Consider the following 22,657-nt stretch of genomic DNA (forward strand, 5'->3'; position numbering starts at 1 on the left):
CCCGCACTGCGCTTTTACAGAGAGACAGCCCATGAACATCCCCACCAGCAGCGTCACCGTCCTCGGCGAGTGCGTCGCCGACGCCTTCACCGACCCCGCCCTGTCCAGCCCCGCCGATCTCGCCCTGCGCGTCCTGCCCGGTGGCGGCCCCGCCAACACCGCCGTTGCCCTCGCCCGACTCGGCACCCCCACTCGCTTCCTCGCCCGGATCTCCAACGACGTCTTCGGCACCCTCTTCCGCAACCGCCTCAGCGCCTCCGGCGTCGACCTGAGCGGCAGCGTGGCCGCCCCCGAGCCCAGCACCCTGGCCATCGCCGACCTCGACGAGACCCGCCAGGCCACCTACTCCTTCTTCGCCGACGGCGCCGCCGACTGGCAGTGGACCGCCGACGAACTGTCCGACACCGTGCCGGGCGAAACCGTCGCCGTGCACACCGGCTCCCTGGCGCTGATACGCCGCCCCGGAGGCAGCCACATCGAGGACTACCTCGCCAAGGCACGCGAGCACGCCACCGTGTCCATCGACCCCAACGTCCGCCCACTCCTCGTACCGCCCGCCGCCTACCACCAGCGGCTCCACCACTGGTGCGCCGTGGCCGACATCCTCCGCCTCAGCGAAGACGACCTCAGCTTGCTCCTCCCCGGGGCCAGCCCCGAACAGGCCTGCGATACCTGGCACGCGGCCGGCGCGCGCCTCGTCGTCATCACCCTCGGCGGACGCGGCGCCCTCGCCTCCCTCGACGGCGCACGCGTCACCGTCCCGGCCCCGGCCGTCGACGTCATCGACACCGTCGGCGCCGGAGACGCCTTCACCGCCGGCCTGCTGCACCGCCTCACCGCACTCGGACACCTCGGCGGCCGACTCGATGCCCTGACCCTCGAAGGCACCACCGACGCCTGCTCCTTCGCCGCCCGCGTCGCCGCCCTCACCTGCTCCGTCCCCGGCGCAGACCCGCCCTGGGCAGAACGTTTGGCGTCCCGGCCCGCCCAGAACCCGGGCGCACGAGGGAACATCCACAGCACATGAGCCTGGGAAACGGCGCCAACCCGTGGAGGAAGCGGACGGCCTCGTCAGCGGTCCAGATCCGCCGCTCTGGCGACGATGGACGGTGAAGAGCCGGAGGCTGGGACGGGTTCTGCTCGGGTTGCGCGGACTGGGGGGCGGGGGGCGGCCGACGGAAGTGGCGCCACACTGCTTCCTGAGCCGCTTCCCCTTGGCGGCAGTCTGTGATGGAGGGCGGCCCGGGGTCAGATGGTGCCCCTTGGGGACCACCTGGGGACCAGCGCACATGTCGACGGGTGCACAGCAGGTACGGAAGTGCACGCTGTGCACCCTCGAATTTCGGCCCATATCGCGATTTTTCCTCCGACCCGTCGATCTGGGGGTCAAGGGGTCGCAGGTTCAAATCCTGTCGTCCCGACTCGTAAGAGTCGTAGATCGAGGGGCCGTTTCAGAGAAATCTGAAACGGCCCCTCGCTCGTTTCCGGGACCGGGTCCGCCGGCAGCGCCGGCGCCGTGTCCCCCACACGGGAAAACGCGTGGACCGGGCGGGCGTGCTCGCGGGACACTGCGGTTCCTGGCCCGCACCCGGCGAGGTGACGGCGTCTCGCCCCACGAGGACGCAGGGTTGTGATGGGAACGGCTGAATCGTCCGAAGGTCCGACCGGCAGGGGTCCGGTACTCCTCGCACTCCGCTACTACGGCCGCGAACTGGTCCGGCTCCGCCGACTGGCGGGGCCGGCGATGCTGCTCCCGGCGCTGGGCAACATCGGCATCAACTACCTCGCGCCGCTGGTCGTCGCCAAGCTCGTCGGCCGCATCGCCTCGGGCGCCGGAGCGGGGGTGGGCCCGGCGTTGCCCTACGTGCTCGGTTTCGCCGGCGTCCTGTTGCTCTCCGAGGGGCTGTGGCGCCTCGGGCTGCACTTCCTGAACCGCGTCGACGCCCTCGGGATCGAGCGCCTGTACGTGATCGGCATGGACGAGCTGTTCGCCAAGGACGCCGCGTTCTTCCACGACAACTTCGCCGGATCGCTGACCAAGCGGGTCCTGAGCTTCGCGTCCCGCTTCGAGGAGTTCGTCGACACGCTGACGTTCTCGGTACTGGGCAGCCTCGTGCCGCTGCTGTTCGGATCGGTGGTGCTGTGGCAGTACGAACCGCTGCTCGTGGTCGGGCTGTTGTCGCTCATCGTCGTGACGGCGGTGTGCGTGCTGCCCCTGATCCGGCGCCGCCAGGCCCTGGTCGACCAGCGCGAGGAGGCGATCGCCCACGTGTCGGGCCACGTCGCCGACAGCCTGATGAACATGGACACGGTCCGGGCCTTCGCCGCCGAGGAACGCGAGGCCGCCGAGCACCGCTCGCGCGTCGCGCGCTCGCGCCGGCTCATGCTGCGGTCGTGGGACTACGGCAACCTGCGCATCGACACGCTCGTCGCGCCGATGTCCGTACTGACCAACGCGCTCGGCCTGCTGCTCGCCGTCGCGCTGGGCGGCGGGACGCACGGCGTGGAGGCGGTGGTCGTCGCCTTCACCTACTTCGCCAACGCCACGCGGATCATGTTCGAGTTCAACCAGATCTACCGCCGCCTGGAGAGCTCGATGACGGAGGCCGCGCAGTTCACCGCACTGCTGCTGACCCCGCCCACCGTGGTCGACCCGGCCGCGCCGGAGCCGCTGCGCTCCCGGGCCGGCGACGTCCGGTTCGAGGGGGTGACCTTCGCCCACGGGGGCGGGGAGCCGCTCTTCGAGCACCTCGACCTGGACGTGCCCGGCGGGACGAAGCTCGGACTCGTCGGCCGGTCCGGCGGGGGCAAGACCACCCTGACCCGGCTGCTGCTGCGGATGACCGACATCGACGCCGGCCGGATCACCATCGGGGGCCAGGACATCAGCCGGCTGCGCCAGGCCGATCTGCGCGGCCTGATCGCCTACGTACCGCAGGACCCGGCGATGTTCCACCGCACGCTGCGCGACAACATCGCCTTCGCCCGGCCCGACGCCACCGACGCCGAAGTCCGGCGCGCGGCCGAGGCGGCGCACGTCACGGAGTTCGCCGACGCCCTGCCGGACGGCTTCGCCACCATGGTCGGCGAGCGCGGCATCAAGCTGTCCGGCGGGCAGCGCCAGCGGGTCGCCCTCGCGCGGGCGATCCTGCGCGACGCGCCGATCCTGCTGCTCGACGAGGCGACCAGCGCCCTGGACTCCGAGAGCGAGCTCCTCGTCCAGGAGGCGCTGTGGCGGCTCATGGAGGGACGGACGGCGCTCGTGGTGGCACACCGGCTGAGCACCGTGGCCACCATGGACCGGCTCGTGGTCCTGGAGCGGGGACGGATCGTCGAACAGGGCACGCACCAGGAGCTGCTGGCCGCGGAGGGCGCGTACGCGAAGCTGTGGCAGCACCAGTCGGGCGGTTTCCTCGACGACGTTCCGGCCCGCTCGGACTCGCTCTGAATCAGCGCTCCTGGAGGTAGGCGGCGATCATGGCCAGGTCGTTGGCGATGGACAGCACGCCCGCGGGGTCGGCCGTCGGGGTGGAGGCGCCGTTGACGCCCGCGTAGAAGGTGTCGTAGCGGCCGTCGCCCTGGTCCAGGTATCCCGCGATGGTGATCGCCCCGACGGCCAGGCGGTCGTTGAGGGCGTCCGGGCCGACGGCCGCCCCGGTCTTCGCGAAGACCTTGCCGCGGGCCGGGCAGTCGCGGCAGTTGTCCGCCAGCAGCCCGTCGACGCCCAGGACGGGCAGGGCCTCCCGGAACCGTTCGGCCTCCGGAGTGCGCTGCCAGTACGTCAGCATCTGCACCAGCGCCCGCGGAGTGGCGCGGTCCGCGGGGTTGCCGCCCCGGCCGTCCAGCAGTTCCGCCTGCTCGCGGTCGACGCCCGCCCGGTCCAGGAAGCCGGCCAGCACCGGGAAGCCGTCCATGCACTGCCGGCTGCCCGCGGTGACGGCCAGCAGGCACATGTCGAGGTTGGCGCCCAGGTTGTGGCTGACCTTGAGGATGAGCGTGGCGTACTGGACGAACGGCGGGGAGGTGTACGCGGCCACGCGCGGCCGGCCCCGGTAGTCCCGCGGCAGCCGGCCGACCGGGTCGGGGCCCGTCGGGGGTGCGGTGACGCCCACCCCGGCCCGCGCCAGTGCCTCGATCAGGGCGGTGCGGCCGAAGGCCGCCGGATCGGTCACCGGGGCCGTGCGCAGCAGCGGCTGCGCGTCCGCCGCGATCGTGCCGGAGAGCCGGATCCGGGTGCCGCCGCCGGTGGTCGTCACCGTCACGGCGGCCGGGCGGCCCACCGCCACGGTCTTCACCGTCGAGGTGACCTCGTACGGGGCGACCTTGGGCCGCCAGTCCAGGCGGGCGGCGGCGCCGGGACGGTCCCCGGGCGTGGTGAGCAGGTCGATCAGGTTGTCGTTGACGATCAGCGGGGTCGGGGTGGGATCGAAGACCGGCTCCGGGAGGAAGAGGCGGTCGTCGACGATCACGTCGCCGTCGACGCGGGTGATGCCGGCGCCGCGCACCTGGCGGGCGATCAGGTCGATGCCGGCGAGGGGGTTCTCCGGGGTGAGCGTGGCGCCCGGGAAGTCGTTGGCGTAGGTGTGGTCGAGGTCGGTGTAGGCGACCGTGCCGTCGGGGGCGGTCCGGCCGCCCATCGTGAGGTCGCCCTGCGCGACCAGGTCCAGGTCGCCGGTCAGCGTGCCGCCGCGGCGCTCGCCGACCGCGTAGAGCGGGGTCACGAAGCGGTGGTCGGCGCCCAGGGTCCGCCAGGTTGCGGACACCCCGAACAGCTTGGCCGTCGACCCGGGGATGAAGAACGTATCCGGCGACATGCTGTGCACCACCCGGCCGCCGGCGGGGTCGGTCTCCAGGAGGCCCCACCGGGCGTGGCGGTACTCCGGCTTGTGCATGATCGCCGTGATCCGGGGGTCGAGCCCGCCGGCCGCGTCTTCCGCGGACGCCGCGGTTCCCGATCCGGCGGCCGGGCCCGAGGCCAGGGCCGCGAGCAGCAGGGCCGCGCAACCGGCGGCGACGCGGCGTCTGAGGGATCCGGCCTTCGCTCCTCGCACCACAGCGCGCCCCCGTTCCTCGCGACGGTCGCCTGTCCGGGTCTGCGACCAGCGTGGCACGTCCCCCGACGGGCCGCACATCACCCGTCCGCCGACACGTCCGAGGGGGCCGGGGCCCCGCCCGCGGACCCCCGCGGCGCGGCGCGGGCGCGGCGGCGCGGGGGCGCGGGGGTGGGATCAGCTCTTGCCGAGGAGGGTGTTCATGCGGGTGATCTCGGCGCTCTGGGAGCTGATGATGGCGGCGGCCATGTCCTTCGCCGGCCCGTACGCACCCGCGGACTGCTCGGTGCGGGCCATGGCCACGGCGCCTTCGTGGTGCTTGACCATCATCCGGAGGAAGGCCCCGTCGAATTCCTTGCCGGAGGCCTTGGTGAGTTCGTCCATCTCACCGCCCGTCATCATTCCGGACATGGCGTGCCCGCCGTGACCGGCGTCGGCGGCGGGGACCTGCTGCCCCCAGGCCGTCAGCCAGCCCGAGAGCGTCTTGATCTCCGGGTCCTGCGCCTTCCTGATCTCCTCGGCGAGCGCCTTGACCTCGGGCGATTCGGCGCGGGTCGCGGCCAGGCCGGCCATCTCGACCGCCTGGCGGTGGTGGGGGACCATCCCCTGGGCGAAGGCCGTGTCGGCGGCGTTGTTCCCGCCCTGGCCGGGCGTGGCGGAGGCGGTGGACGGGGCGGAGGGCGTGGCGGACGCCGGGGAGCCGGCGGCGTGGCCGTCGTGCACGGGGGCGCCCGCGGAGGAGTCCTTCGCGGAGTCGGTGCCGCAGGCGGCGAGGACGAGGGCGGCGGTCGCCGCCGCGGCCACGGCGACGGTGCGGCGGACGAGGGAACGCTGGATGGTCATGGTGGTGCTGCTCCTGTGCTGGGGTCTGAGGAATGGCTTGGCGGCACGGGTGCCGGAGCCGTCTCATATGCGCAGGAGCCGCAGTTCGCTGAGGGAGGGAGGGGCGCGCCCCCGGACCGCGGACCCGGGTGCGGTCACGTGCGCGGCCGCTGCCATGGCCGGGAGGTCCCCGGGGGCGGGCGCAGGGGCGGGCAGGACCGGGGCTCCGGCCGTGCCGGGCGCCGCGCAGGTCGGGTCGGCGYGCAGGCCGTGCCCGTCGGCGCCGCCCTCGTCGGGGCAGGCGCAGGGACCGGCCGGGACGTGGTCCTCGGCCGCCCGGTGGGCGGCCGGCGCCGCGGCGGGCGTGGTGTGCCCGGAGGCCGGCGTCAGCGGCCCGGGGCCCAGGCCGTGCATGGCGACGATCCCGGTGAGCAGGGCGAGCAGCAGGAACAGGCGCGCGGGCAGCCCGTGCCGCCCGTCCCGTCGCTCCGCCCGTGTGCTCATGCCCGCATCGTAGGCGACCGGCCGCAGATACTCCAAAGGGGTAGGGGGTATGCGGCGCTGCCGCCGGGTGTCAGGCCGGCGTGGCGCGGACGAGGACCAGGGAGCCCTCGTAGGCCGGGAGGCGGCGCAGGTGGCCGTGCCGCTCGTCCCAGGCCCCGGAGTCCAGGTCGCGCCGCAGGGATGCGGTGAACCGCCGGCGCACCCCGTCGTCGACGAAGCTCCACGCCGAACAGGCCTGGCGGGCGGCCGGGTCGAGGAGCATCTCGGGGCGGCCGTAGTACGCCTCGTTGAAACCGTCGGTGCAGTCCAGCGGAATCGGGACGGATTCCACGGTTCCGGTGCCGCCGAGGGCGCTGGCCATGTCCTCGATCGGCGGGTAGCGGCGCGCCTCGGTGTCCAGTACCTCGGGCGCGTAGGAGTACAGCCAGAAGTCGCGCACCAGCTTCGGATCGCAGGTCAGGATGACCACCGGGCCGCGCGTCACGCGCCGCATCTCGCGCAGGCCGGCCCGCGCGTCGGTCCACTGGTGCACGCTGAAGAGGGTCATCGCGCCTTCGAACTCCCCGTCCGCGAACGGCAGGTCCTCCGCCACCGCGTCGACCGCCCGGGGCAGTCCGGCCGGGCGCTGGGCGCGCATCGCGCGGGAGGGTTCGACGGCGGTGACGGAGCGGGCGGCCCCCTCGTAGGATCCGGAGCCGGCGCCCACGTTGATCACCGTACGGGCGTCCCCCAGGGCATCGGCGATGTGCCGGGCGATCCGGGGGTCGGGGCGCCGGTGGCCCGAGTAACCGCTGCCGATGCGGCCGTAGTCGACGTCTCCGGCGCTGCCGTCCGCCCGGCGCTCGCTCATGGGGTCCACCTCGCTCGGTGCAGGAGTCGGAGGAGCGGCACGTCGCCGGTCCGCCCTGCCTGCTCATATCGTGCATCTGCCATGCCAAAATCGGCAATGGACTGGCAACTGCTTGGCTGGATAGGCGAATGAGGTCGTATTTGGTTGAGTGGTGTTCCGGCTCAGGGTAACGTGGCGTGGCCCTTCGGCTGCTAAGGCTGCCTCGGCTGCTTGGGCTCCCTCGGCTGTTTCGGCCCCTTCGGTCCGATAGGGCGGCCCTCGTGGAGTTCCAGCGGACCCGAGTCCCGGGCCTTGGCCTTCAGGCAGGCCTTGATCTGACGGCGCAGCAGCGGCTTGACCAGGCCGCGCAGTTCGTCGCGGCGCGCCGTGCGCCACCGCAGCAGCTCGGACGGCTGCAGGCGGATCCGGGCGAGGGCGTCCGGGTCGAGGACCCCGCCGTCGTAGAGGAAGCGGATCCGTGCCGGGAAGCCGGGCCGGTGGGACCAGTTGACGGCAAGCAGGCGCCCCGGACTCAGTTCCAGGCCGATCTCCTCGCGGACCTCGCGCGCGGCCGCGGCCCGGGGGGTCTCGCCGAGGTCGCTGTCCACACCGCCCCCGGGCAGCAGCCAGCGGCCCGGTTCGCCGTAGCCCGGCTGCACGAGCAGGACCGCTCCGGCCCGATCGGTGAACAGCACGTTGGCGGCGGTGACGGCCTTGGGCCGGGCCGCGCGGTGGCCGGCCTCGTCGTAGCCGCCCGCGTGTTCCAGGGCGGCGCGGGCGGCCGGGTCGAGGCCGGCGGGGGAACCGGGCTGGGGGACGCCGCCGACCAGGTGGGCCAGGGAACCCGAGCGCAGCGCGGCCACGGCGGCGCGCAGCCGGGGGGCGATCCGGTCGGGGAGCCGCTCGGCGGCCTCCTCCGGGGTGAGCCAGTGGGCCTCCGTGATCTCCCCGTCGGCGAAGGAGATCCCCGCGATCCGGGCCGGGTCGAGCGGTCCGACCAGGTGGACGTGGACCACGAGCGAACGGCCCAGCGAGCCGGGCGGGCAGGAGTCCACCGCGAGCAGCCGGCCGACCGGGACGGACAGGTCCAGCTCCTCCTTCAGTTCGCGGGCGAGCCCCTCCTCCGGGGTCTCGGTGTCCTCCACCGTGCCGCCGGGCAGTTCCAGGCCGTCCTTGTAGGACGTGGTGAGGACCAGGACCCGGCCGTGGAGGTCCAGCACGATCCCGGTCGCGGCGACGAGGGGGCCCGCCAGGCCGGCGTAGTACGCGCGCACCGACGCGGAGGAAGCGGAGGAAGGGGACGGGGCGGGGTTCGAGGACGGGGACGGCGCGGCGGGGTTCGAGGACGGGCGGTCGGGCACGGCGGCGGCTCCTGGAGGCGGCGGCGTGCCGGGTACGGGCAGCACCCGGCCGTCAGGCATCAGTACCACGGCCGCCGGGCCGGCCGGGCGGCTCAGCCCCCGGTCAGGCCCGTGCCAGCAGCATGCCGCCCATCGTCACCATGGTGGCGGCCACCAGGCCGTCCAGCACCCGCCAGGCCCCCGGCCGGGCGAGCAGACCGCTCAGCAGCCGGGCGCCGTAGCCGAGCGCGCCGAACCAGATCAGGCTGGCGAGGGCTGCCCCGATGCCGAAGGCCCAGCGCAGGTCGCCCCGGTCCGCGGCCAGCGACCCGACCAGCAGGACGGTGTCCAGGTACACGTGCGGGTTGAGCCAGGTCATCGCCAGGCAGGTCAGCACCGCCGTACGGGCGGAGCCGGCGGCGGCGCCCCCGGCGCTGAGGGCCGCGCCCGCGGCGGGGCGCAGCACCCGGCGCGCCGCGAGGATCCCGTAGCAGACGAGGAAGGTGCCCCCGGCGATCGCGACGGCGGTCAGGGCGGCCGGCCAGGCGGTGACGAACGCGCCGACCCCGGCCACGCCGAGGGTGATGAGCAGCGCGTCGGAGAGGGCGCAGATGGCGACCACGGCGAGCACGGCGTGCCGACGCGCCCCCTGGCGCAGGACGAACGCGTTCTGGGCGCCGATGGCGACGATGAGGGAGAGGCCGGTGCCGAAACCGGCCAGGGCCGCTGTGGTGATGCCGTTGTTCATGGAACCGACCGTAGACACGGCGTGGGGCCGCGTACAGCTAAAGATTTTTACGTACCATTAGCGCCCGTGATGGACGAGCTCCCCCTCGAACAGGTGCGGACCCTGCTCGCGGTCGTCGACGAGGGCACCTTCGACGCCGCGGCCTCCGCCCTGCACGTGACCCCCTCCGCCGTCAGCCAGCGGGTGAAGTCCCTGGAGCAGCGCACCGGGCGGGTGCTGCTGATGCGGACCAAGCCGGTGCGGCCGACCGAGTCGGGGGAGGTGGTGATCCGCTTCGCGCGGCAGCTGGCCCGCCTGGAGCGCGACGCGCGGGCCGAGCTGGGGATGGGGGCCGCCGACGGACTCGGCCCGGTGCGGCTGCCGATGGCGGTGAACGCGGACTCGCTCGCCACCTGGTTCCTGCCCGCGCTCACCCGGGTGCCGCAGGACCCGCCGGTCTGCTTCGAGCTGTACCGCGAGGACGAGGGCCATACGACGGCGCTGCTGCGCGAGGGCCAGGTGATGGCGGCCGTCACCTCCTCCCCGGACCCGGTCGCGGGCTGCACGGTGCGGGCGCTGGGTCTCGCGCGCTACCTGGCGGTGGCCAGCCCCGGCTTCGTCGCCCGGTACCTGACGGGAGCGCCGGCCCGGGACCTGTGCGAGGCCCCGCTGATCGTGTTCGACCGGCGGGACGAACTCCAGGACGCCTTCGTGCGGGGGCTGACCGCCGGCGCCGCGGGCGCCTCCCGGGCCCGGCACCACGTGCCGACCTCGGAGGGCTTCCGGGACGCGGTGGCCGCCGGGCTCGGGTGGGGGCTGGTGCCGCAGACCCAGGCGGATCCCCTGATCCGCTCCGGGCGGCTGCTGGAGCTGGCACCCGAGCGCCCGCTGGACGTACCGCTGTACTGGCAGCAGTGGAAGCTGGACTCGCCCGCCCTGGCCCTCGTCGCGCGGGTGGTCGCCGAGAGCGCGCAGGAGGCCCTGAGGCCGGTGTGAGCGGGCGAACCGGTTCCGCGGTGGCAGACTGGCCGCTGATCCGCCGAAGGGGAGTACGTCCTTGTCCATGTTCAGCAACCTGCGCCGGGCCGTTCGACGCGGCTACCAGCGGGCCGTCGACCTCAGCCACCCCGCCCGCTCCCCGCTCGGCAGCGCCGTCGTCAACTGCCTCGTCTACCGCGACGGCATCCGCCAGGAGGACTGCGCCGAGGTGGAGGAGGCGCTGCGGCGGGTCCGCAAGACGGGCGACGGTTTCGTCTGGATCGGCCTCCACGAGCCGTCCCAGGCGGAACTCGCCGGACTCGCGGAACTGTTCGGGCTGCACCCGCTCGCCGTCGAGGACGCCGTCAACGCCCACCAGCGCCCCAAGGTGGAACGCTACGACGACACCCTCTTCGCCGTCTTCAAGACCGTGCGCTACGTCGAGCACGAGGAACTGACGGCGACCAGCGAGGTCGTCGAGACCGGCGAACTGATGGCCTTCGTCGGCGCGGACTTCGTGATCACCATCCGGCACGGCGGCCGCGGCACCCTCGGCCCCGTCCGGGAGGCCCTGGAGGCGCAGCCGGAGCAGCTGGCCAAGGGCCCGGCGGCGGTGCTGCACGCCATGGCGGACCACGTCGTCGACGACTACGTGGCCGCCACCGAGGCCGTGCAGAACGACATGGACGCCGTCGAGACGGCCGTGTTCAGTGAGCACGGCGGGCGCGGCGACGCGGGCCGGATCTACCAGCTCAAGCGCGAACTCCTCGAACTGCGACGGGCGGTGGCGCCGTTGAGCCGACCGCTCCAGCACCTCGCCACGGAGCCGATACCGGTCATCCCGGCCGAGGCCCGCGCCTACTTCCGCGACGTCTCCGACCACCTGTTCCGCGCCACCGAGCAGATCAACGCCTACGACGGCCTCCTCGACTCCGTCCTCCAGGCGCACCTCGCGCAGGTGACGGTCGCCCAGAACGAGGACATGCGCAAGATCACCGCCTGGGCGGCGATCGTCGCCGTCCCGACCATGGTCTGCGGGGTCTACGGCATGAACTTCGACAACATGCCCGAACTGCACTGGACCTACGGCTATCCGATCGTGGTCGCCGTGATGGCGGCCGCCTGCTTCGTCATCCACCGCGGGTTCCGGCGCAACGGCTGGCTCTGAGCGGGGGCCGCGCCCGCGGTCGGAGCGGCCGGGGCCGGCCGGTGCGAGCGGACGCGCCCGGCCGGAACGACCGGCCGGTCCGGGACCGCCCGGCGCTCCGCCCGTGAGTCCCGGGGCCGGTGTCACAGGCGTGTCCTAGCCTCGGGGGCGAACGGCTCCCACCACCACGCGGAAGGCGGGCACGATGGCCTCGCTGCCACAGAAGATCACCCCGTTCCTGATGTTCGAGGGCAGGGCGGAAGAGGCGATGACCCTCTACACCTCCCTGTTCGAGGACTCCGGGATCCTCGACGTCACCCGTTACGGGGCCGAGGGGCCCGGCGAGGAGGGCACGGTGGTGAAGGCCACCTTCTCGCTCGCCGGCCAGCGCCTCATGTGCATCGACAGCCACGTCAAGCACGCCTTCGGCTTCACCCCCGCCGTGTCGCTCTTCGTGGAGTGCGAGAGCGTCGCCGAGATCGACCGCCTCTACGGGGCCCTCGCCGAAGGGGGCGAGGAGCTGATGCCCCTGGACTCGTACGGCTTCAGCCCCCGGTTCGGCTGGCTCAACGACCGCTTCGGCGTCTCCTGGCAGCTGAACCTCCCGGCGGGCCCGGCGGACCCGGCGGACCCGGCCGCCGCCCCGGGCGCCTGATCAGGGGCGCCGGGCTCGGTCCAGGAGCGGTCCGGGGCGGCCTCGTACTCCGCGAGGCCCGCCGGTCGTCCGGGTCGGGGGCCGGCCGTCAGTGGGGGAGGGGGAGGAGCATCAGTGGGGGGCCGGTCGGGGCGGGGGAGCCGCCCGCGGGTTCCAGGGTCAGGCCGACCGCCGTCGCGCGGCCCAGGGGAGCCGTCAGGACGGTCGCGCCGTCGCCGCCCATGAGCCCCGCCGGCCGCATCGTGCCCCCGTCGGCCAGCCACAGCTGGTAGGTCCGCCCCTCCGGAGCCGCCGGCAGCCCGGAGCCGAGGAAGGCCGCCCGGTCCCGGGAGGGGGACGCCACCACCGTCGCCGTGGCGCCGGACGCCGACCGCCTGATCACCGTACGGGCGTCCGGCGCGGCCAGTACCGCCGTCAGGTCCTGGAGCGCTTCGGCCGACTGGCGGGCCCGCTGGTGTTCCCACACCGCCGTCCCGCCCAGCGCCAGCACCCCGGTCAGGCAGGCCGCGAGCGCCAGCGGCAGCGCACGGCGGCGCAGGGTGGCGATGCCCCGGCGCGCCGGCGACAGCTGCCGGACCCCGTCGATGCGCCCCAGGACCGCCGCCCGCATCCCCGGTGGGGCGGGCAGCGCCACGCCCGCGCCGAGCCGGGCGGCCGTCGCCGCGAACTCCCGTACGTCCTGCGCGCATTGGGGGCACCGCTCCACGTGCCGCTCGAACGCGTCCCGTTCGGCCCGGTCCAGCGCGTTCAGGGCGTAGGCCCCGGAGAGCGCGTGCAACTGCTCGGCGCCGGTTCTCGTGCGGCTCATGCCGTGACCCCCATGCAGTCGCGCAGCCGGATCAGCCCGTCGCGCAGCCGTGTCTTGACCGTGGGCAGCGGGGTGTGGAGGGTCTCGGCGACCTCCCGGTACGTCAGCCCCCCGTAGTAGGCCAGGCTGACGGCCTGGCGCTGGAGTTCGGTCAGTCCGCGCACGCAGCGGCGCACCTGTTCCCCCTCCAGCCGGATCTCCACCTGCTCGCTCACCTCGTCGTAGGGGCGGGCGTGTTCGCGTGCCGCGGTGTCCTGTTCGCGGGCGGTCGCGGCCTGCGCCGAGCGGACCCGGTCCACCGCGCGCCGGTGCGCGATGGTCAGCACCCAGGTCATGACGGTGCCCTTGTCGGGGCGGTAGCGCGGGGCCTGTCGCCAGACCTCGATCAGGACCTCCTGGGTGACCTCCTCGGACTGCGCCCGGTCCCGCAGGACCTTGACGACGATCCCGTGGACGGGGCCGGCGATCACGTCGTAGAGCGCGGCGAAGGCGTCCTGATCGCCGCGGGCGACGTGCTCCATGATGCCGGGGAGGTCGGGGGCGGACCGTTCCTGCGGTGCGCCGAAGGGGATCGGCCGCCTCACGCGCGCCCCCTCCTGCCGTGACCTGCGGGGCGGCGTCGCGTACGGGTCATGGCGGTCCTCCGGGACGGTGGCGGCGTCGGTCATGGAGGACTTCGGAGCCGCCGCCCGAGCGGATTGGTCTCCTCCGGACTTCTTTCCCGGGGGGTGTCGGCCGCCGCCGATGTCTGGTAGGAAAGTTTCCTAACGAAGCCGGGACAGGCTCAACCACCGTACGGAGGCCCTGTGTTCACTCCCCGCCGCAAGACCATGACGATCGGCGCCCTGATCGGCGCCGCGCTCCTCGCCGCCCCCGTCGCCGCGCACGCCACCGCCGCACCGGCGGCGGCACCGGCGGCGGCCTCCCCCGCCGCGGCGGCGGCGACCGGGCTCGACGACCCGGCGAAGAAGGACATCGCCATGCAGATCGTCTCCAGCGCGGAGAACTCCTCGCTGGACTGGAAGGCGCAGTACAAGTACATCGAGGACATACGCGACGGGCGCGGCTACACCGCGGGCATCATCGGCTTCTGTTCCGGCACCGGCGACATGCTCGACCTCGTCGAGTACTACACGCAGGTCAAGCCCGGCAACGTGCTCGCCAAGTACCTGCCCGCCCTGCGCAAGGTCAACGGCGGCGACTCGCACGCCGGCCTCGACCCCAACTTCACCAAGGACTGGGCCAAGGCCGCCGCCGACGGCGAGTTCAAGAAGGCGCAGGACCACGAGCGCGACCGCGTCTACTTCAACCCCGCCGTCGGCCAGGGCAAGAGCGACGGCGTCGGCACCCTCGGCCAGTTCATGTACTACGACGCCATCGTCATGCACGGCGACGGCAGCGACTCCACCAGCTTCCGCAACATCCGCAAGCGGGCCCTGAGCAAGGCCAAGCCCCCGGCCCAGGGCGGCAACGAGACCACCTGGCTCAACGCCTTCCTCGACGCCCGCGTCTGGGCGATGAAGCAGGAGGAGGCGCACAGCGACACCAGCCGCGTCGACACCGCGCAGCGGGTCTTCCTGAAGAAGGGCAACCTGAACCTCAACACCCCGCTCGACTGGAAGGTCTACGGGGACTCCTTCCACATCGGCTGACCACCCCCCACCCGCCCGCGCCGCGGCCCGGGACGAGACCCCTCTCCGTCCCGGGCCCCGGCGCGGCGGCGCAGCGCCCAGCCGGCCAGCACCGCCGCGCCCGCCAGCCCGTACGCCACCTCCACGGTCGCCCCGCCCAACGGCACCCGGCCCACGTACACGACCGCCCCGGCGACGGCCACCCCCAGCCACTCGGCCCGGCCGTCCAGCGCCACCAGGGCCACCAGCAGCAGCGCGTACCAGGAGTACCCCGGGGTCATCAGCAGGAAGGCCGTCCCCGTCACCAGCAGGGCCCCGCTCCACGGCCGTTCGGGATCCCCGCGCCACCAGACGTACGCCACCACCACCAGCATCCCGGCCACCACCGCCGGGACCGCCCAGGCGTCCGGCAGCACCAGCCGCAGCAGCGCGTACCGGCCGCCCGCGCCCGGATCCCCGTACCCCTCCTCCTCGGCGTAGCCTCCCAGGTAGCCGAAGACCGACGAGCGCGACCACAGCACGTACGGCAGGTACGCCAGCCCCACCACCGCCGCCGCGGGCAGCAGCAGCACCGCAGCGTCCCGCCACCGCCGTACGCCCGCCAGCGCGCCCGGCAGCAGGACCGCGGGCAGCAGCTTCGCCGCCACGGCCAGGCCGAACAGGGCTCCGCCCAGGGCCCGTCGGCGCACCACCACCCCCAGGGCGGCCACCGACAGCAGCACGGCGAGCCCGTCCACGTGCGCGTTGTTCACCGCCTCCACCGCCACCGCCGGACACCAGGCCCACCAGGCCGCCGTACGGGGGTCCGCGCCCCGGCGCCGCAGGATCAGCAGCAGCGCCACGGTCACCGCGAACGCCGTCAGGGCCCCGCCGGCCTGGAGCGCCTTGTGGCGCACACCGGGCGGCGAGAGGAAGTGCACCAGGGCGAAGTACCCCTCCGCGACGGGCGGGTAGATGGTGTGCACCGCGGGCCGGTTGATCCGGGTGCAGACCCCCGGCTCGACGACGACCCGGGCGGGTCCGGCACAGGCGGCGGGAGTGTGGGGGAAGAGCCAGCCGTCGCGCAGGGGCCGCAGCACCGGATCCGCCGGGGCGCGGTCGTACGGGGAGGTACCGGCGGCCTGGACCCGGCCGTCCCAGGCGTAGCGGAAGGAATCGGTACTGGTCAGCGGCGGCCCGGCGAGCCCCGCCCCGGCCACCGCCAGCGCCCCGGCCAGCAGCAGGGGGACCACGCGGCGGGCCGGCACGCGGCGCAGCGACCACACGGCCGCCCCGAACAGGGCCCAGGCGGCGGCGTACCAGCCGAGGAGCCCGGCCGGGTCGGTGAAGTACGCGTCGTAGCGGACGGCGGCGACGAGCACGCCGGTCAGCGCGGTGAGCAGCAGCGCGGTCACGGCGACCGGGATGCGGGCGGCGGCGCGGGGGCGGGGGCCCGGACGGGGGCGCAGGCGGAGGCGGGGGTGGTCCATGGTCGCCAGCCTGGCAGCGCGGGCCGCCGCAAGACCCCTGACCGGGCCCGGCGTCCGCGTTTCGTAAGGTGCCGGACGGCCCGCGGCGGCTCCCTGGACGGTGTGATGGGGAGCATGACTTCCGACCCCCCATCGCCCTGTGACCCGTCGCCCACGGACGGCCCGTCGCCGTCGGGCGGGCCTGGGAACGATCCCGCGAACGACCCGGCGAGCGGCCGCATGAAGGCGGCCCTGGCAGCCGTGCGCCCGCCCGGTTCCTCCGGCCGCCTGCACGACGCCCGTACCGCCACCGCCGTCGGCCGCCCGCTCGCCGCCGCCTTCGCCGTCTGCTTCGTGACCGGGCTGATCAGCCACTACCTCCAGCACCCGCCCGCCTGGGCCGCCGACTCCCTCCCCACCCGGCCCGCCTGGGGCTACCGGCTCAGCCAGGGCCTGCACGTCGCCTCCGGGATCGCCGCGGTCGTGCTGCTGCTCGTCAAGCTGTGGACCGTCTACCCCCGGCTCTTCGCCTGGCCGCCCGTGCGCGGCGTACGGCACGCCCTGGAGCGGCTGTCGGTGGCCGTCCTGGTCGCGAGCGCCGTACTGGAGGTCTCCTCCGGACTCCTCAACATCGTGCAGTGGTACCCCTGGCCGTTCGGCTTCGTCGAGACGCACTTCGCCCTCGGCTGGGTCGTGACCGGGTCCATCCTGCTGCACATCGCCCTCAAGGCCCCGGAGATCAGGGACCACTGGACCGCGCGTTCGCCCGGCACCCGCCTGCTGCCCGCCGCGGACGGGCCGGACCGGCGCTCGCTGCTCCTCGGGACGGCCGCCGCCGTCGGCGCGGTCACGGTGACCACCGTCGGCCAGTCCTTCACCCCGCTGGCGTTCCTCGACCTGCTCGGCCCCCGGCACCCCGGCCACGGGCCGCAGGGCCTGCCCGTCAACCGGACGGCCGCCGCGGCCGGGATCGGGCCCGACCGGCTGCGCGACTGGCGGCTGGAGGTGCGCGGCCCCCGCCCGTACAAGCTGACGCTCGCCCAACTGCGCGCCCTGCCCCAGGCGCGGGCCGATCTGCCGATCGCCTGTGTGGAGGGCTGGAGCGCCCAGGCGGCCTGGAGCGGGGTGCGGATCCGGGACCTGCTCGCCCGCGCGGGAGCACCGCCGGGCGCCGGGCTGCGCGTCACCTCGATGGAGACCGGCGGGGCCTACCGCGTCATGGAGATGGGACGGGACCACGCCGAGGACCCGCTCACCCTGCTCGCGCTGGAACTCAACGGGCAGGTGCTGTCGCCCGACCACGGCTACCCGGCGCGGATCATCGCGCCGAACCGTCCCGGGGTGCTCCAGACCAAGTGGGTCACCCTGCTGGAGGTGCTGTGAAGGCCCTGCGTTGCGCCCTGGGCGCGCTCGGGCTGCTCCTGATCGCGGTCGGGGGCCGGCTGGTGGCCGCCCTGCCCGACCCGCTGGACGTGCTCGTCTGGCTCGGCGGCTCGCTCGTCCTGCACGACGGGGTCATCGCCCCGCTCGTACTGGCCGCCGGACTGCTCCTCGCCGCGGCCCCCGCGCGGGGACCCGTACGCGGTGGGCTGATCACCGGGGGCGTGCTGGTGCTCGTCACGCTGCCCGCCCTGCTGCGGCCGGGGGTCCCGGCCAACGCCACGGCCCTGCCGCTGCCGTACGGGAGGAACCTGCTGATCGTGCTGGGCGCGGTGGTGGTCGTCACCGCCGCCGTCGTGACCGTCACGCGCCGACGGAGCCGCGGCCGCCCGGAAACCGGAACCCGGACCGGTGGCGGGCCGGGAGGGGCCGGAAGCCGATAGGCGGAAAATCGGGGGCGGCGGCGGGGACCCGATGCCTAGGCTCGGCCCCATGCCGACCGAGCCGACGCAGCACACGCAGCAGCCGCAGCCGCAGCCGATCGAACCGGGCACCGAACTCCCGCGGATCAACGCCTTCCTGACCGCCTTCGCGCGCCGTCAGGCGGCGCGGACCGTCGAGTTCCCGGGCGGGTTCGCCGCCCTCGACGACGCCTACGCCCGCACCTGGTCCGCCAACCAGATCGTCGTCGAGCGGGCCGTCGACCCCGGGGCGCTGCCCGCACGGGCCGAGGAACTCCTGGGTCACCTGGGGCACCGGATGGTCTCCGTCTTCGACGACGTCACCGCGGCGGCCTGCGCGCCGTGGCTGACCCGGGCCGGGTACACGCACTCGTCCTACCTCGTCATGCTGCACACCGGGTCCGTCCCGGACGGCGCGCACGCCCGGGAGGTGGAACTCGACGCGCTGCGGGCCCCGCTGACCCGGCGTTGGCAGGGCTTCCTGCCGGAGGCCGGGGAGGAGACCGTCCGGGCCCTCGTCGAGCAGCGCGGTGCCCGTCGCCGTGGCGCCGAGTTCGTACGGTTCATAGGTTCCCGCACCGGCGGGGGCGAGATCGCCTCCTGGGCCGACCTCTACGCCGACCCGCGAACGGGCACGGCCCAGATCGAGGACCTGGTCACCGCCGAGGCCCACCTCGGCCGCGGGCACGCCGGAGCGGTCCTGGACACGGCCCTGCGCCGGGCCGCCGACGCGGGGTGCGGCATCCGCTTCCTGATCGCGGACGCCCAGGACTGGCCGCGCACGTGGTACGCCAGGCGCGGCTTCACGTCCATCGGCCACACGCACGTCTTCGAACGGGTCTGAGCGGTCGGGCCGGATCCGGAAGGGACGGTCCTACGGGAGGGACCTACGGGAGGGACCGGCCCTACGGGAGGGACGGGCGCTACGGCAGGACGGCGTCGACCTCCACCTCGACCAGCCAGGCGGGGTCGATGAAGCGGGACACCTCGACGAAGGTGGTGACCGGCCGGACCGAGGCGAACCGCTCCCCGTGCGCCCGCGCCGCCTCCCGCCACGTCGTGACGTCCGTGAGCATGACGCGCGTGCGGACGACGTCCTCCAGCGAGGCCCCGGCGGCCTCCAGCGCCCGTTCGGCGATCTCCAGGCAGCGCACGGTCTGGGCGTGGACGTCACCCGGTCCGACGGTGGCGCCGTCGTCCCCGATGGGGGCGGTGCCGGCGACCGCCACGTACGGGCCGACGCGCACCGCCCGGGAGAAGCCGATCTCGGGTTCCAGGGGCGAGCCCGAGCTGACGTTGTGCCGTGTACTGGTCATGGCGTCATTCTGTCGGGCCGGTCTCGCGGCCGGTGTCGCGGGCCGGTTCCTCCCGGTCGGGGCCGGTCACCACCAGGTTGCCGTCCGGGGTGCGCCGCGCGCGGGCGCCGGTGCGGAAGCGGCCGTCGGCGGTGAAGGCGCGGGCGTTCTCGTCGGGCGCCCGGTAGTAGCCCCGCACGGTGTACGGGCCCCGGACGAGGAGTTCGCCGGCCTCCCCCTCGGGCACCTCCCGGCCGTCGGCGTCGACCAGGCGGATCTCGTCGTCGGGCGAGAGCGGGCGGCCCTGCGTGGTGAGCACGGTCTCGTCCGGATCGTCGGGCCGGGTCAGGACCAGCAGTCCCTCGGGCATGCCGAAGACCCGCTGCGGGCGAGCGCCCCATGCGGGGCCGATCCGTTCGGCGGTCTCCCGCTCCAGGGGCGCGCCGCCGACCTGCACCAGGCGCAGACTGCTCATGTCGGACCGGACCGGGCCGGGCGCGTCGAGCCAGAGCCGGACGGTGGCGGGCGACAGCGACGTGAGGGTCACCCGCTCCCGTTCGACGACCGGAAGGCACGTGGCGGGCCCCGGGTCCTCGACCAGGACGACCGTGCCGCCGACGGAGAGCGTCCCGACGACGCCGGGGCAGCCGAAGGCGAAGTCGGCCCCGGCGGGCAGAGCGGCCAGGTACACGTCGTCCGCGGTCAGCGACACCAGCTCGGCGGCGGCCCGCGCCTGGTAGGCGTAGTCGTCGTGGGTGCGCGGAACGAGTGCGGGCGTCGCGGAGCGGCCGCCGGAGAGGAACATGAGGGCCACCCGGTCCGCGCCCTGCGCGAGCGCCGGGCCGGGCGGGGCGTCGACGGAGCCCAGCGGGACGTAGTGGCAGCCCGCCGGGTCGGTCGTGAAGCCGCCGCCGTACGGGGCGGGGGAGTCCGGCGTTTCGAGGGTGAACACCCGCCGCAGGAAGGGTCCTCGGGCCGCGATCTGCGCGGCCATCGCCGTGTGGTCGACGCCCCGGTACGTCGAGGGGGCGACGTAGCCGACGGCCTCGGTGACCCGCACGAGCCGCGACACCTCGGGCGCGCGGTGCGAGACCGGACAGAACACGGGGACCACCCCGGCGCGCATCAGAGCGAACGCCGTGACGACGAACTCGGGAACGTTCGGCAGCTGGACGACGACCCGTTGGCCGGGCCGCAGGCCGAGCAGCCGGATTCCGGCCGCCATGCGGTCCACGCGCCGGTTCAGGTTCGCGTAGGTGAGGCGGGTGTCGCCGTGCACGAGGGCGGTGCGCGGTCCGTACTGCAGGGCCCAGTCGCGCAGCAGGTTGTCCAGCGTGTTGCCGCGCCAGTGCCCGGCCGCCCAGTAGCGGTCGACGAACTCCTGGGGCCAGGGCGTGTGGCCGTCGGGCATGGTGGTCATGTGCTTCCCCCCGGTCGACGCCGGGCAGCGGTCCCGCCGTCTTGATCTTGTCGATCCAAGACGCCGGGACCTCCCCGCGCAATGCGCTGTCCGGACCATGGCCGCCGGACACCATCGGCGGAAAGTCCAACGAGCGCCGCTGAGCAGGAGGAACGGTCCGGGCTCCGTCCCGTACGGCCCGGCGACGAACACGCGCCCGGCGACCGTCCAGTGGTCCGCGCGGACCCACCCCTGCGCCCCGGCGAGCGCGGTCAGCGCGGCGGCACCGACGCGGGCCCAGGTGAAGGGCGTGCCGAGTGCGCCGCGGCCGTCCGCGACCCGGACCTCGCAGCGCTCGTCCACCTCCACCTCCTCGCACTCCACGATCAGCGACCCCGAGGCGGCGAGGACCTCGGCCATCCGGCCCAGCAGGGCCGCCGGGTCTCCGCCGATGCCGATGTTCCCGTCGATCAGCAGGGCCGTGCCCCAACGCCCCTCGCCCGGCAGGGAGTCGAAGACCGACCGGCGCAGGGCGCTGCCGCCCGCGCGGGCCGTACGGGCCACCGCCTCCGGGCTCACGTCGATGCCCAGCGCCCGGTGGCCCCGGGCGGCCAGCGCCGCCACCAGCCGCCCGGGGCCGCAGCCGATGTCGAGCACCGTCCCGCGGCAGCGCCCCAGCACGGTCCGGTCCGCGTCGTCGGGGGCCTCGCACCAGCGCTCCACCTCCAGCGGCAACAGCCAGCCGTCCACGCGCCGCAGGAACAGGGGGCCCCGGCCGCTGCGCAGGGCGAGGGAGTACGGGTCGTCGGCCGTCCAGGCCGCGGCGGCGGTCACCCCCGCACCGCCGGCGCTCCGCCGTGCAGGGCCGCCAGCCGGGCCGCGAACGCCCCCGCCGGAGCCGAGGCCGCCACCAGTCGGGCGTCCTCGGCCGTGTCCACGTCCCGCAGCAGCGGGAGCCGGCCGGTCCGCAGCCCGGCCGCCCGCAGTCGCGCGTACTGGACGGCGCCCGTCTGCGCCACCGACATCGGCACCCCGCGCAGCAGGCCGGGGTCGGGCTCGGCGAGGCCCAGCGCCCAGAAGCCGCCGTCCACGGCGGGCCCGAACCAGGCGTCGTACCCGTCCCAGTCGACGGTCAGCAGCGCGGGCGTCACCTGCGGGGTGTCCATACCGATCAGCAGCGCGGGCCCGGAGCAGGCTCCGAAGGCCGCCGCGAGACGCTCGTCCAGGGTCCCCGCCGACTGCGGGAGCACCTCGAAGCCGGGCGGCAGCCAGGGACCGGGCCGCCCGTCGAGTACGAGGACCCTCCGCGCGGCGGGGGTCGCGGCGACGGCGGCCAGGGTGTCGGCCAGCGAGGCCTCGGCCAGGGCGGCCGCCTCGGCCGGGGTGAACGGCGGGGTGAGCCGGGTCTTGACCCGGCCCGGCAGGGGTTCCTTCGCGATCACCAGCAGGGTCGTCTTCACCGGGTCCCCCCGGCGCAGGCGCGGTCACGGGCGCCGGGCGCGGCGGGTTCCGCCAGCACCCGGCTCATGTCGCGGACGGCCTGCCAGGTGCCCCGCCAGGTGCCGGTCACCTTCGACTTCCCGGCGCGCGGCAGGTAGGGCACGTCCACCTCCCGTACCCGCCAGCCCGCGTCCGCGGCCCGCACCACCATCTGCAACGGGTAGCCCGAGCGGCGGTCCGACAGTTCCAGGCCCAGCAGGCCGGCCCGCCGGGCCGCGCGCAGCGGGCCCAGGTCGCGCAGGGGCAGCCCGGTGCGGCGGCGCAGCAGCCGGGCCAGCACCAGGTTCCCCACCCGGGCGTGCGCGGGCCAGTCGCGCAGGCCCCGAGGTTGGCGCCGGCCCAGCACCAGGTCTGCCTCGCCGGCGGCCACGGCGGCCACGAAGTCCGTCAGCAGCCCGGGGTCCAGGGAGGCGTCGCAGTCGCAGAAACACACGACCTCCGCCCGCGCGGCGAGCAGCCCGGCGTGGCAGGCGGCGCCGAAACCGCGCCGGGACTCGGTCACCACCGTGGCGCCCAGGGAGCGGGCGATCTCCGCCGAGCCGTCGGTGGACCCGTTGTCCACGACCAGGGCCCGCCAGCCGGGAGGGATGCGGGCGAGCACCCAGGGCAGGGCCTCGGCCTCGTTCAGACAGGGCAGGACGACATCAACACTCACGGTCACGGTCACGTTCTCACCGTAAGA

The 22,657-nt window shown here is 74.6% G+C and carries 22 protein-coding genes; 9 read left to right on the plus strand and 13 right to left on the minus strand.

Annotation, left to right across the window (positions count from 1 at the left end):
• The first annotated feature begins 31 nt into the window (after positions 1-31).
• Together AB4039_RS24345 and AB4039_RS24350 are read left to right on the plus strand one after the other, a co-directional pair.
• Entirely contained in the window at positions 32-1,027 is a 996-nt protein-coding gene (locus tag AB4039_RS24345) for a carbohydrate kinase family protein (protein WP_266843901.1), read from the plus strand.
• A gap of 606 nt (positions 1,028-1,633) precedes the next feature.
• The gene (locus tag AB4039_RS24350; RefSeq protein ID WP_442271813.1) at positions 1,634-3,448 is read left to right on the plus strand and encodes an ABC transporter ATP-binding protein; all 1,815 of its coding nucleotides are present in this window, start codon (positions 1,634-1,636) and stop codon (positions 3,446-3,448) included.
• 1 nt (position 3,449) lies between these two features.
• Here AB4039_RS24350 and dacB read toward each other — a convergent pair whose 3' ends face one another.
• From dacB to AB4039_RS24380, 6 genes are all read right to left on the minus strand, one after another.
• On the minus strand, positions 3,450-5,054 hold the full coding sequence (dacB, locus tag AB4039_RS24355; RefSeq protein WP_442271814.1) for a D-alanyl-D-alanine carboxypeptidase/D-alanyl-D-alanine endopeptidase: 1,605 nt from the start codon (positions 5,052-5,054) through the stop codon (positions 3,450-3,452).
• A gap of 174 nt (positions 5,055-5,228) precedes the next feature.
• Positions 5,229-5,894 (minus strand): DUF305 domain-containing protein, encoded by a 666-nt coding sequence (locus AB4039_RS24360; protein ID WP_442271815.1) that lies wholly within the window; start codon positions 5,892-5,894, stop codon positions 5,229-5,231.
• A gap of 63 nt (positions 5,895-5,957) precedes the next feature.
• Positions 5,958-6,377 (minus strand): DUF6153 family protein, encoded by a 420-nt coding sequence (locus AB4039_RS24365; RefSeq protein ID WP_442271816.1) that lies wholly within the window; start codon positions 6,375-6,377, stop codon positions 5,958-5,960.
• A gap of 70 nt (positions 6,378-6,447) precedes the next feature.
• A complete protein-coding gene (locus tag AB4039_RS24370; protein WP_442271817.1) occupies positions 6,448-7,227 on the minus strand; it encodes a class I SAM-dependent methyltransferase in 780 nt (259 codons plus the stop codon).
• A 191-nt stretch (positions 7,228-7,418) separates the two neighbouring features.
• Complete coding sequence (locus AB4039_RS24375) at positions 7,419-8,567, minus strand: NUDIX domain-containing protein (RefSeq protein ID WP_442271818.1); 1,149 nt, start codon at positions 8,565-8,567, stop codon at positions 7,419-7,421.
• Between the two features lie 103 nt (positions 8,568-8,670).
• The gene (locus tag AB4039_RS24380) at positions 8,671-9,294 is read right to left on the minus strand and encodes a LysE/ArgO family amino acid transporter (RefSeq protein ID WP_266843910.1); all 624 of its coding nucleotides are present in this window, start codon (positions 9,292-9,294) and stop codon (positions 8,671-8,673) included.
• A 69-nt stretch (positions 9,295-9,363) separates the two neighbouring features.
• Here AB4039_RS24380 and AB4039_RS24385 point away from each other — a divergent pair, with 69 nt between their 5' ends.
• From AB4039_RS24385 to AB4039_RS24395, 3 genes are all read left to right on the plus strand, one after another.
• Positions 9,364-10,269, plus strand: coding sequence for a LysR family transcriptional regulator ArgP (locus AB4039_RS24385; RefSeq protein WP_266844168.1), 906 nt, complete (start codon positions 9,364-9,366; stop codon positions 10,267-10,269).
• Positions 10,270-10,336: 67 nt separating this feature from the next.
• A complete protein-coding gene (gene corA, locus AB4039_RS24390) occupies positions 10,337-11,419 on the plus strand; it encodes a magnesium/cobalt transporter CorA (RefSeq protein WP_266844170.1) in 1,083 nt (360 codons plus the stop codon).
• A gap of 184 nt (positions 11,420-11,603) precedes the next feature.
• Positions 11,604-12,053: a VOC family protein gene (locus AB4039_RS24395; protein WP_442271819.1), complete on the plus strand. Its 450-nt coding sequence runs from the start codon at positions 11,604-11,606 to the stop codon at positions 12,051-12,053.
• 88 nt (positions 12,054-12,141) lie between these two features.
• Here AB4039_RS24395 and AB4039_RS24400 read toward each other — a convergent pair whose 3' ends face one another.
• Together AB4039_RS24400 and AB4039_RS24405 are read right to left on the minus strand one after the other, a co-directional pair.
• The gene (locus AB4039_RS24400) at positions 12,142-12,861 is read right to left on the minus strand and encodes an anti-sigma factor (RefSeq protein WP_442271820.1); all 720 of its coding nucleotides are present in this window, start codon (positions 12,859-12,861) and stop codon (positions 12,142-12,144) included.
• Positions 12,858-13,445, minus strand: coding sequence for a sigma-70 family RNA polymerase sigma factor (locus tag AB4039_RS24405; RefSeq protein ID WP_371675690.1), 588 nt, complete (start codon positions 13,443-13,445; stop codon positions 12,858-12,860). Before AB4039_RS24405 ends, AB4039_RS24400 begins: the two co-directional genes overlap by 4 nt.
• A 246-nt stretch (positions 13,446-13,691) precedes the next feature.
• On the opposite strand from AB4039_RS24405, the gene AB4039_RS24410 reads away from it, so the two are divergent.
• The gene (locus AB4039_RS24410) at positions 13,692-14,513 is read left to right on the plus strand and encodes a chitosanase (RefSeq protein WP_266844172.1); all 822 of its coding nucleotides are present in this window, start codon (positions 13,692-13,694) and stop codon (positions 14,511-14,513) included.
• Here AB4039_RS24410 and AB4039_RS24415 read toward each other — a convergent pair.
• A complete protein-coding gene (locus AB4039_RS24415; RefSeq protein ID WP_266843915.1) occupies positions 14,486-15,961 on the minus strand; it encodes a glycosyltransferase family 87 protein in 1,476 nt (491 codons plus the stop codon). The two genes, AB4039_RS24410 and AB4039_RS24415, sit on opposite strands and share 28 nt — an antisense overlap.
• Positions 15,962-16,180: 219 nt before the next feature.
• On the opposite strand from AB4039_RS24415, the gene AB4039_RS24420 reads away from it, so the two are divergent.
• From AB4039_RS24420 to AB4039_RS24430, 3 genes are read left to right on the plus strand one after another with little or no spacing between them, the layout of a single operon-like run.
• Entirely contained in the window at positions 16,181-17,323 is a 1,143-nt protein-coding gene (locus AB4039_RS24420) for a molybdopterin-dependent oxidoreductase (protein ID WP_442271821.1), read from the plus strand.
• Positions 17,320-17,763 (plus strand): hypothetical protein, encoded by a 444-nt coding sequence (locus tag AB4039_RS24425; RefSeq protein ID WP_442271822.1) that lies wholly within the window; start codon positions 17,320-17,322, stop codon positions 17,761-17,763. Before AB4039_RS24420 ends, AB4039_RS24425 begins: the two co-directional genes overlap by 4 nt.
• A gap of 49 nt (positions 17,764-17,812) precedes the next feature.
• Complete coding sequence (locus AB4039_RS24430) at positions 17,813-18,625, plus strand: GNAT family N-acetyltransferase (RefSeq protein ID WP_442271823.1); 813 nt, start codon at positions 17,813-17,815, stop codon at positions 18,623-18,625.
• Between the two features lie 79 nt (positions 18,626-18,704).
• Here AB4039_RS24430 and AB4039_RS24435 read toward each other — a convergent pair whose 3' ends face one another.
• The 4 genes from AB4039_RS24435 to AB4039_RS24450 are packed head-to-tail and all read right to left on the minus strand — an operon-like array spanning position 18,705 to position 22,642.
• Positions 18,705-19,097, minus strand: a complete 393-nt coding sequence (locus AB4039_RS24435; RefSeq protein ID WP_266843922.1) for a RidA family protein — start codon at positions 19,095-19,097, stop codon at positions 18,705-18,707.
• Between the two features lie 4 nt (positions 19,098-19,101).
• A complete protein-coding gene (locus AB4039_RS24440) occupies positions 19,102-21,309 on the minus strand; it encodes an AMP-binding protein (protein WP_442271824.1) in 2,208 nt (735 codons plus the stop codon).
• Positions 21,306-21,935: a DUF2064 domain-containing protein gene (locus AB4039_RS24445; RefSeq protein WP_266843927.1), complete on the minus strand. Its 630-nt coding sequence runs from the start codon at positions 21,933-21,935 to the stop codon at positions 21,306-21,308. The genes AB4039_RS24440 and AB4039_RS24445 overlap by 4 nt, the downstream gene beginning before the upstream one ends.
• Positions 21,932-22,642: a glycosyltransferase family 2 protein gene (locus AB4039_RS24450; protein ID WP_266843928.1), complete on the minus strand. Its 711-nt coding sequence runs from the start codon at positions 22,640-22,642 to the stop codon at positions 21,932-21,934. Before AB4039_RS24450 ends, AB4039_RS24445 begins: the two co-directional genes overlap by 4 nt.
• Between the last annotated feature and the right edge of the window lie 15 nt (positions 22,643-22,657).

Source organism: Streptomyces sp. M-16 (assembly GCF_052114405.1).
Classification (GTDB): Bacteria; Actinomycetota; Actinomycetes; order Streptomycetales; family Streptomycetaceae; genus Streptomyces.

Bases quoted from the DNA above. Each gene is read 5' to 3' on its own strand.
- AB4039_RS24385 (WP_266844168.1), top strand. From the start codon at position 9,364: ATGGACGAGCTCCCCCTCGAACAGGTGCGGACCCTGCTCGCGGTCGTC.
- AB4039_RS24380 (WP_266843910.1), bottom strand. From the start codon at position 9,294: ATGAACAACGGCATCACCACAGCGGCCCTGGCCGGTTTCGGCACCGGC.
- AB4039_RS24345 (WP_266843901.1), top strand. From the start codon at position 32: ATGAACATCCCCACCAGCAGCGTCACCGTCCTCGGCGAGTGCGTCGCC.
- AB4039_RS24415 (WP_266843915.1), bottom strand. From the start codon at position 15,961: ATGGACCACCCCCGCCTCCGCCTGCGCCCCCGTCCGGGCCCCCGCCCC.
- AB4039_RS24430 (WP_442271823.1), top strand. From the start codon at position 17,813: ATGCCGACCGAGCCGACGCAGCACACGCAGCAGCCGCAGCCGCAGCCG.
- AB4039_RS24395 (WP_442271819.1), top strand. From the start codon at position 11,604: ATGGCCTCGCTGCCACAGAAGATCACCCCGTTCCTGATGTTCGAGGGC.
- AB4039_RS24420 (WP_442271821.1), top strand. From the start codon at position 16,181: ATGAAGGCGGCCCTGGCAGCCGTGCGCCCGCCCGGTTCCTCCGGCCGC.
- AB4039_RS24435 (WP_266843922.1), bottom strand. From the start codon at position 19,097: ATGACCAGTACACGGCACAACGTCAGCTCGGGCTCGCCCCTGGAACCC.
- AB4039_RS24400 (WP_442271820.1), bottom strand. From the start codon at position 12,861: ATGAGCCGCACGAGAACCGGCGCCGAGCAGTTGCACGCGCTCTCCGGG.
- AB4039_RS24410 (WP_266844172.1), top strand. From the start codon at position 13,692: ATGACGATCGGCGCCCTGATCGGCGCCGCGCTCCTCGCCGCCCCCGTC.
- AB4039_RS24350 (WP_442271813.1), top strand. From the start codon at position 1,634: ATGGGAACGGCTGAATCGTCCGAAGGTCCGACCGGCAGGGGTCCGGTA.
- AB4039_RS24370 (WP_442271817.1), bottom strand. From the start codon at position 7,227: ATGAGCGAGCGCCGGGCGGACGGCAGCGCCGGAGACGTCGACTACGGC.
- corA (WP_266844170.1), top strand. From the start codon at position 10,337: ATGTTCAGCAACCTGCGCCGGGCCGTTCGACGCGGCTACCAGCGGGCC.
- AB4039_RS24360 (WP_442271815.1), bottom strand. From the start codon at position 5,894: ATGACCATCCAGCGTTCCCTCGTCCGCCGCACCGTCGCCGTGGCCGCG.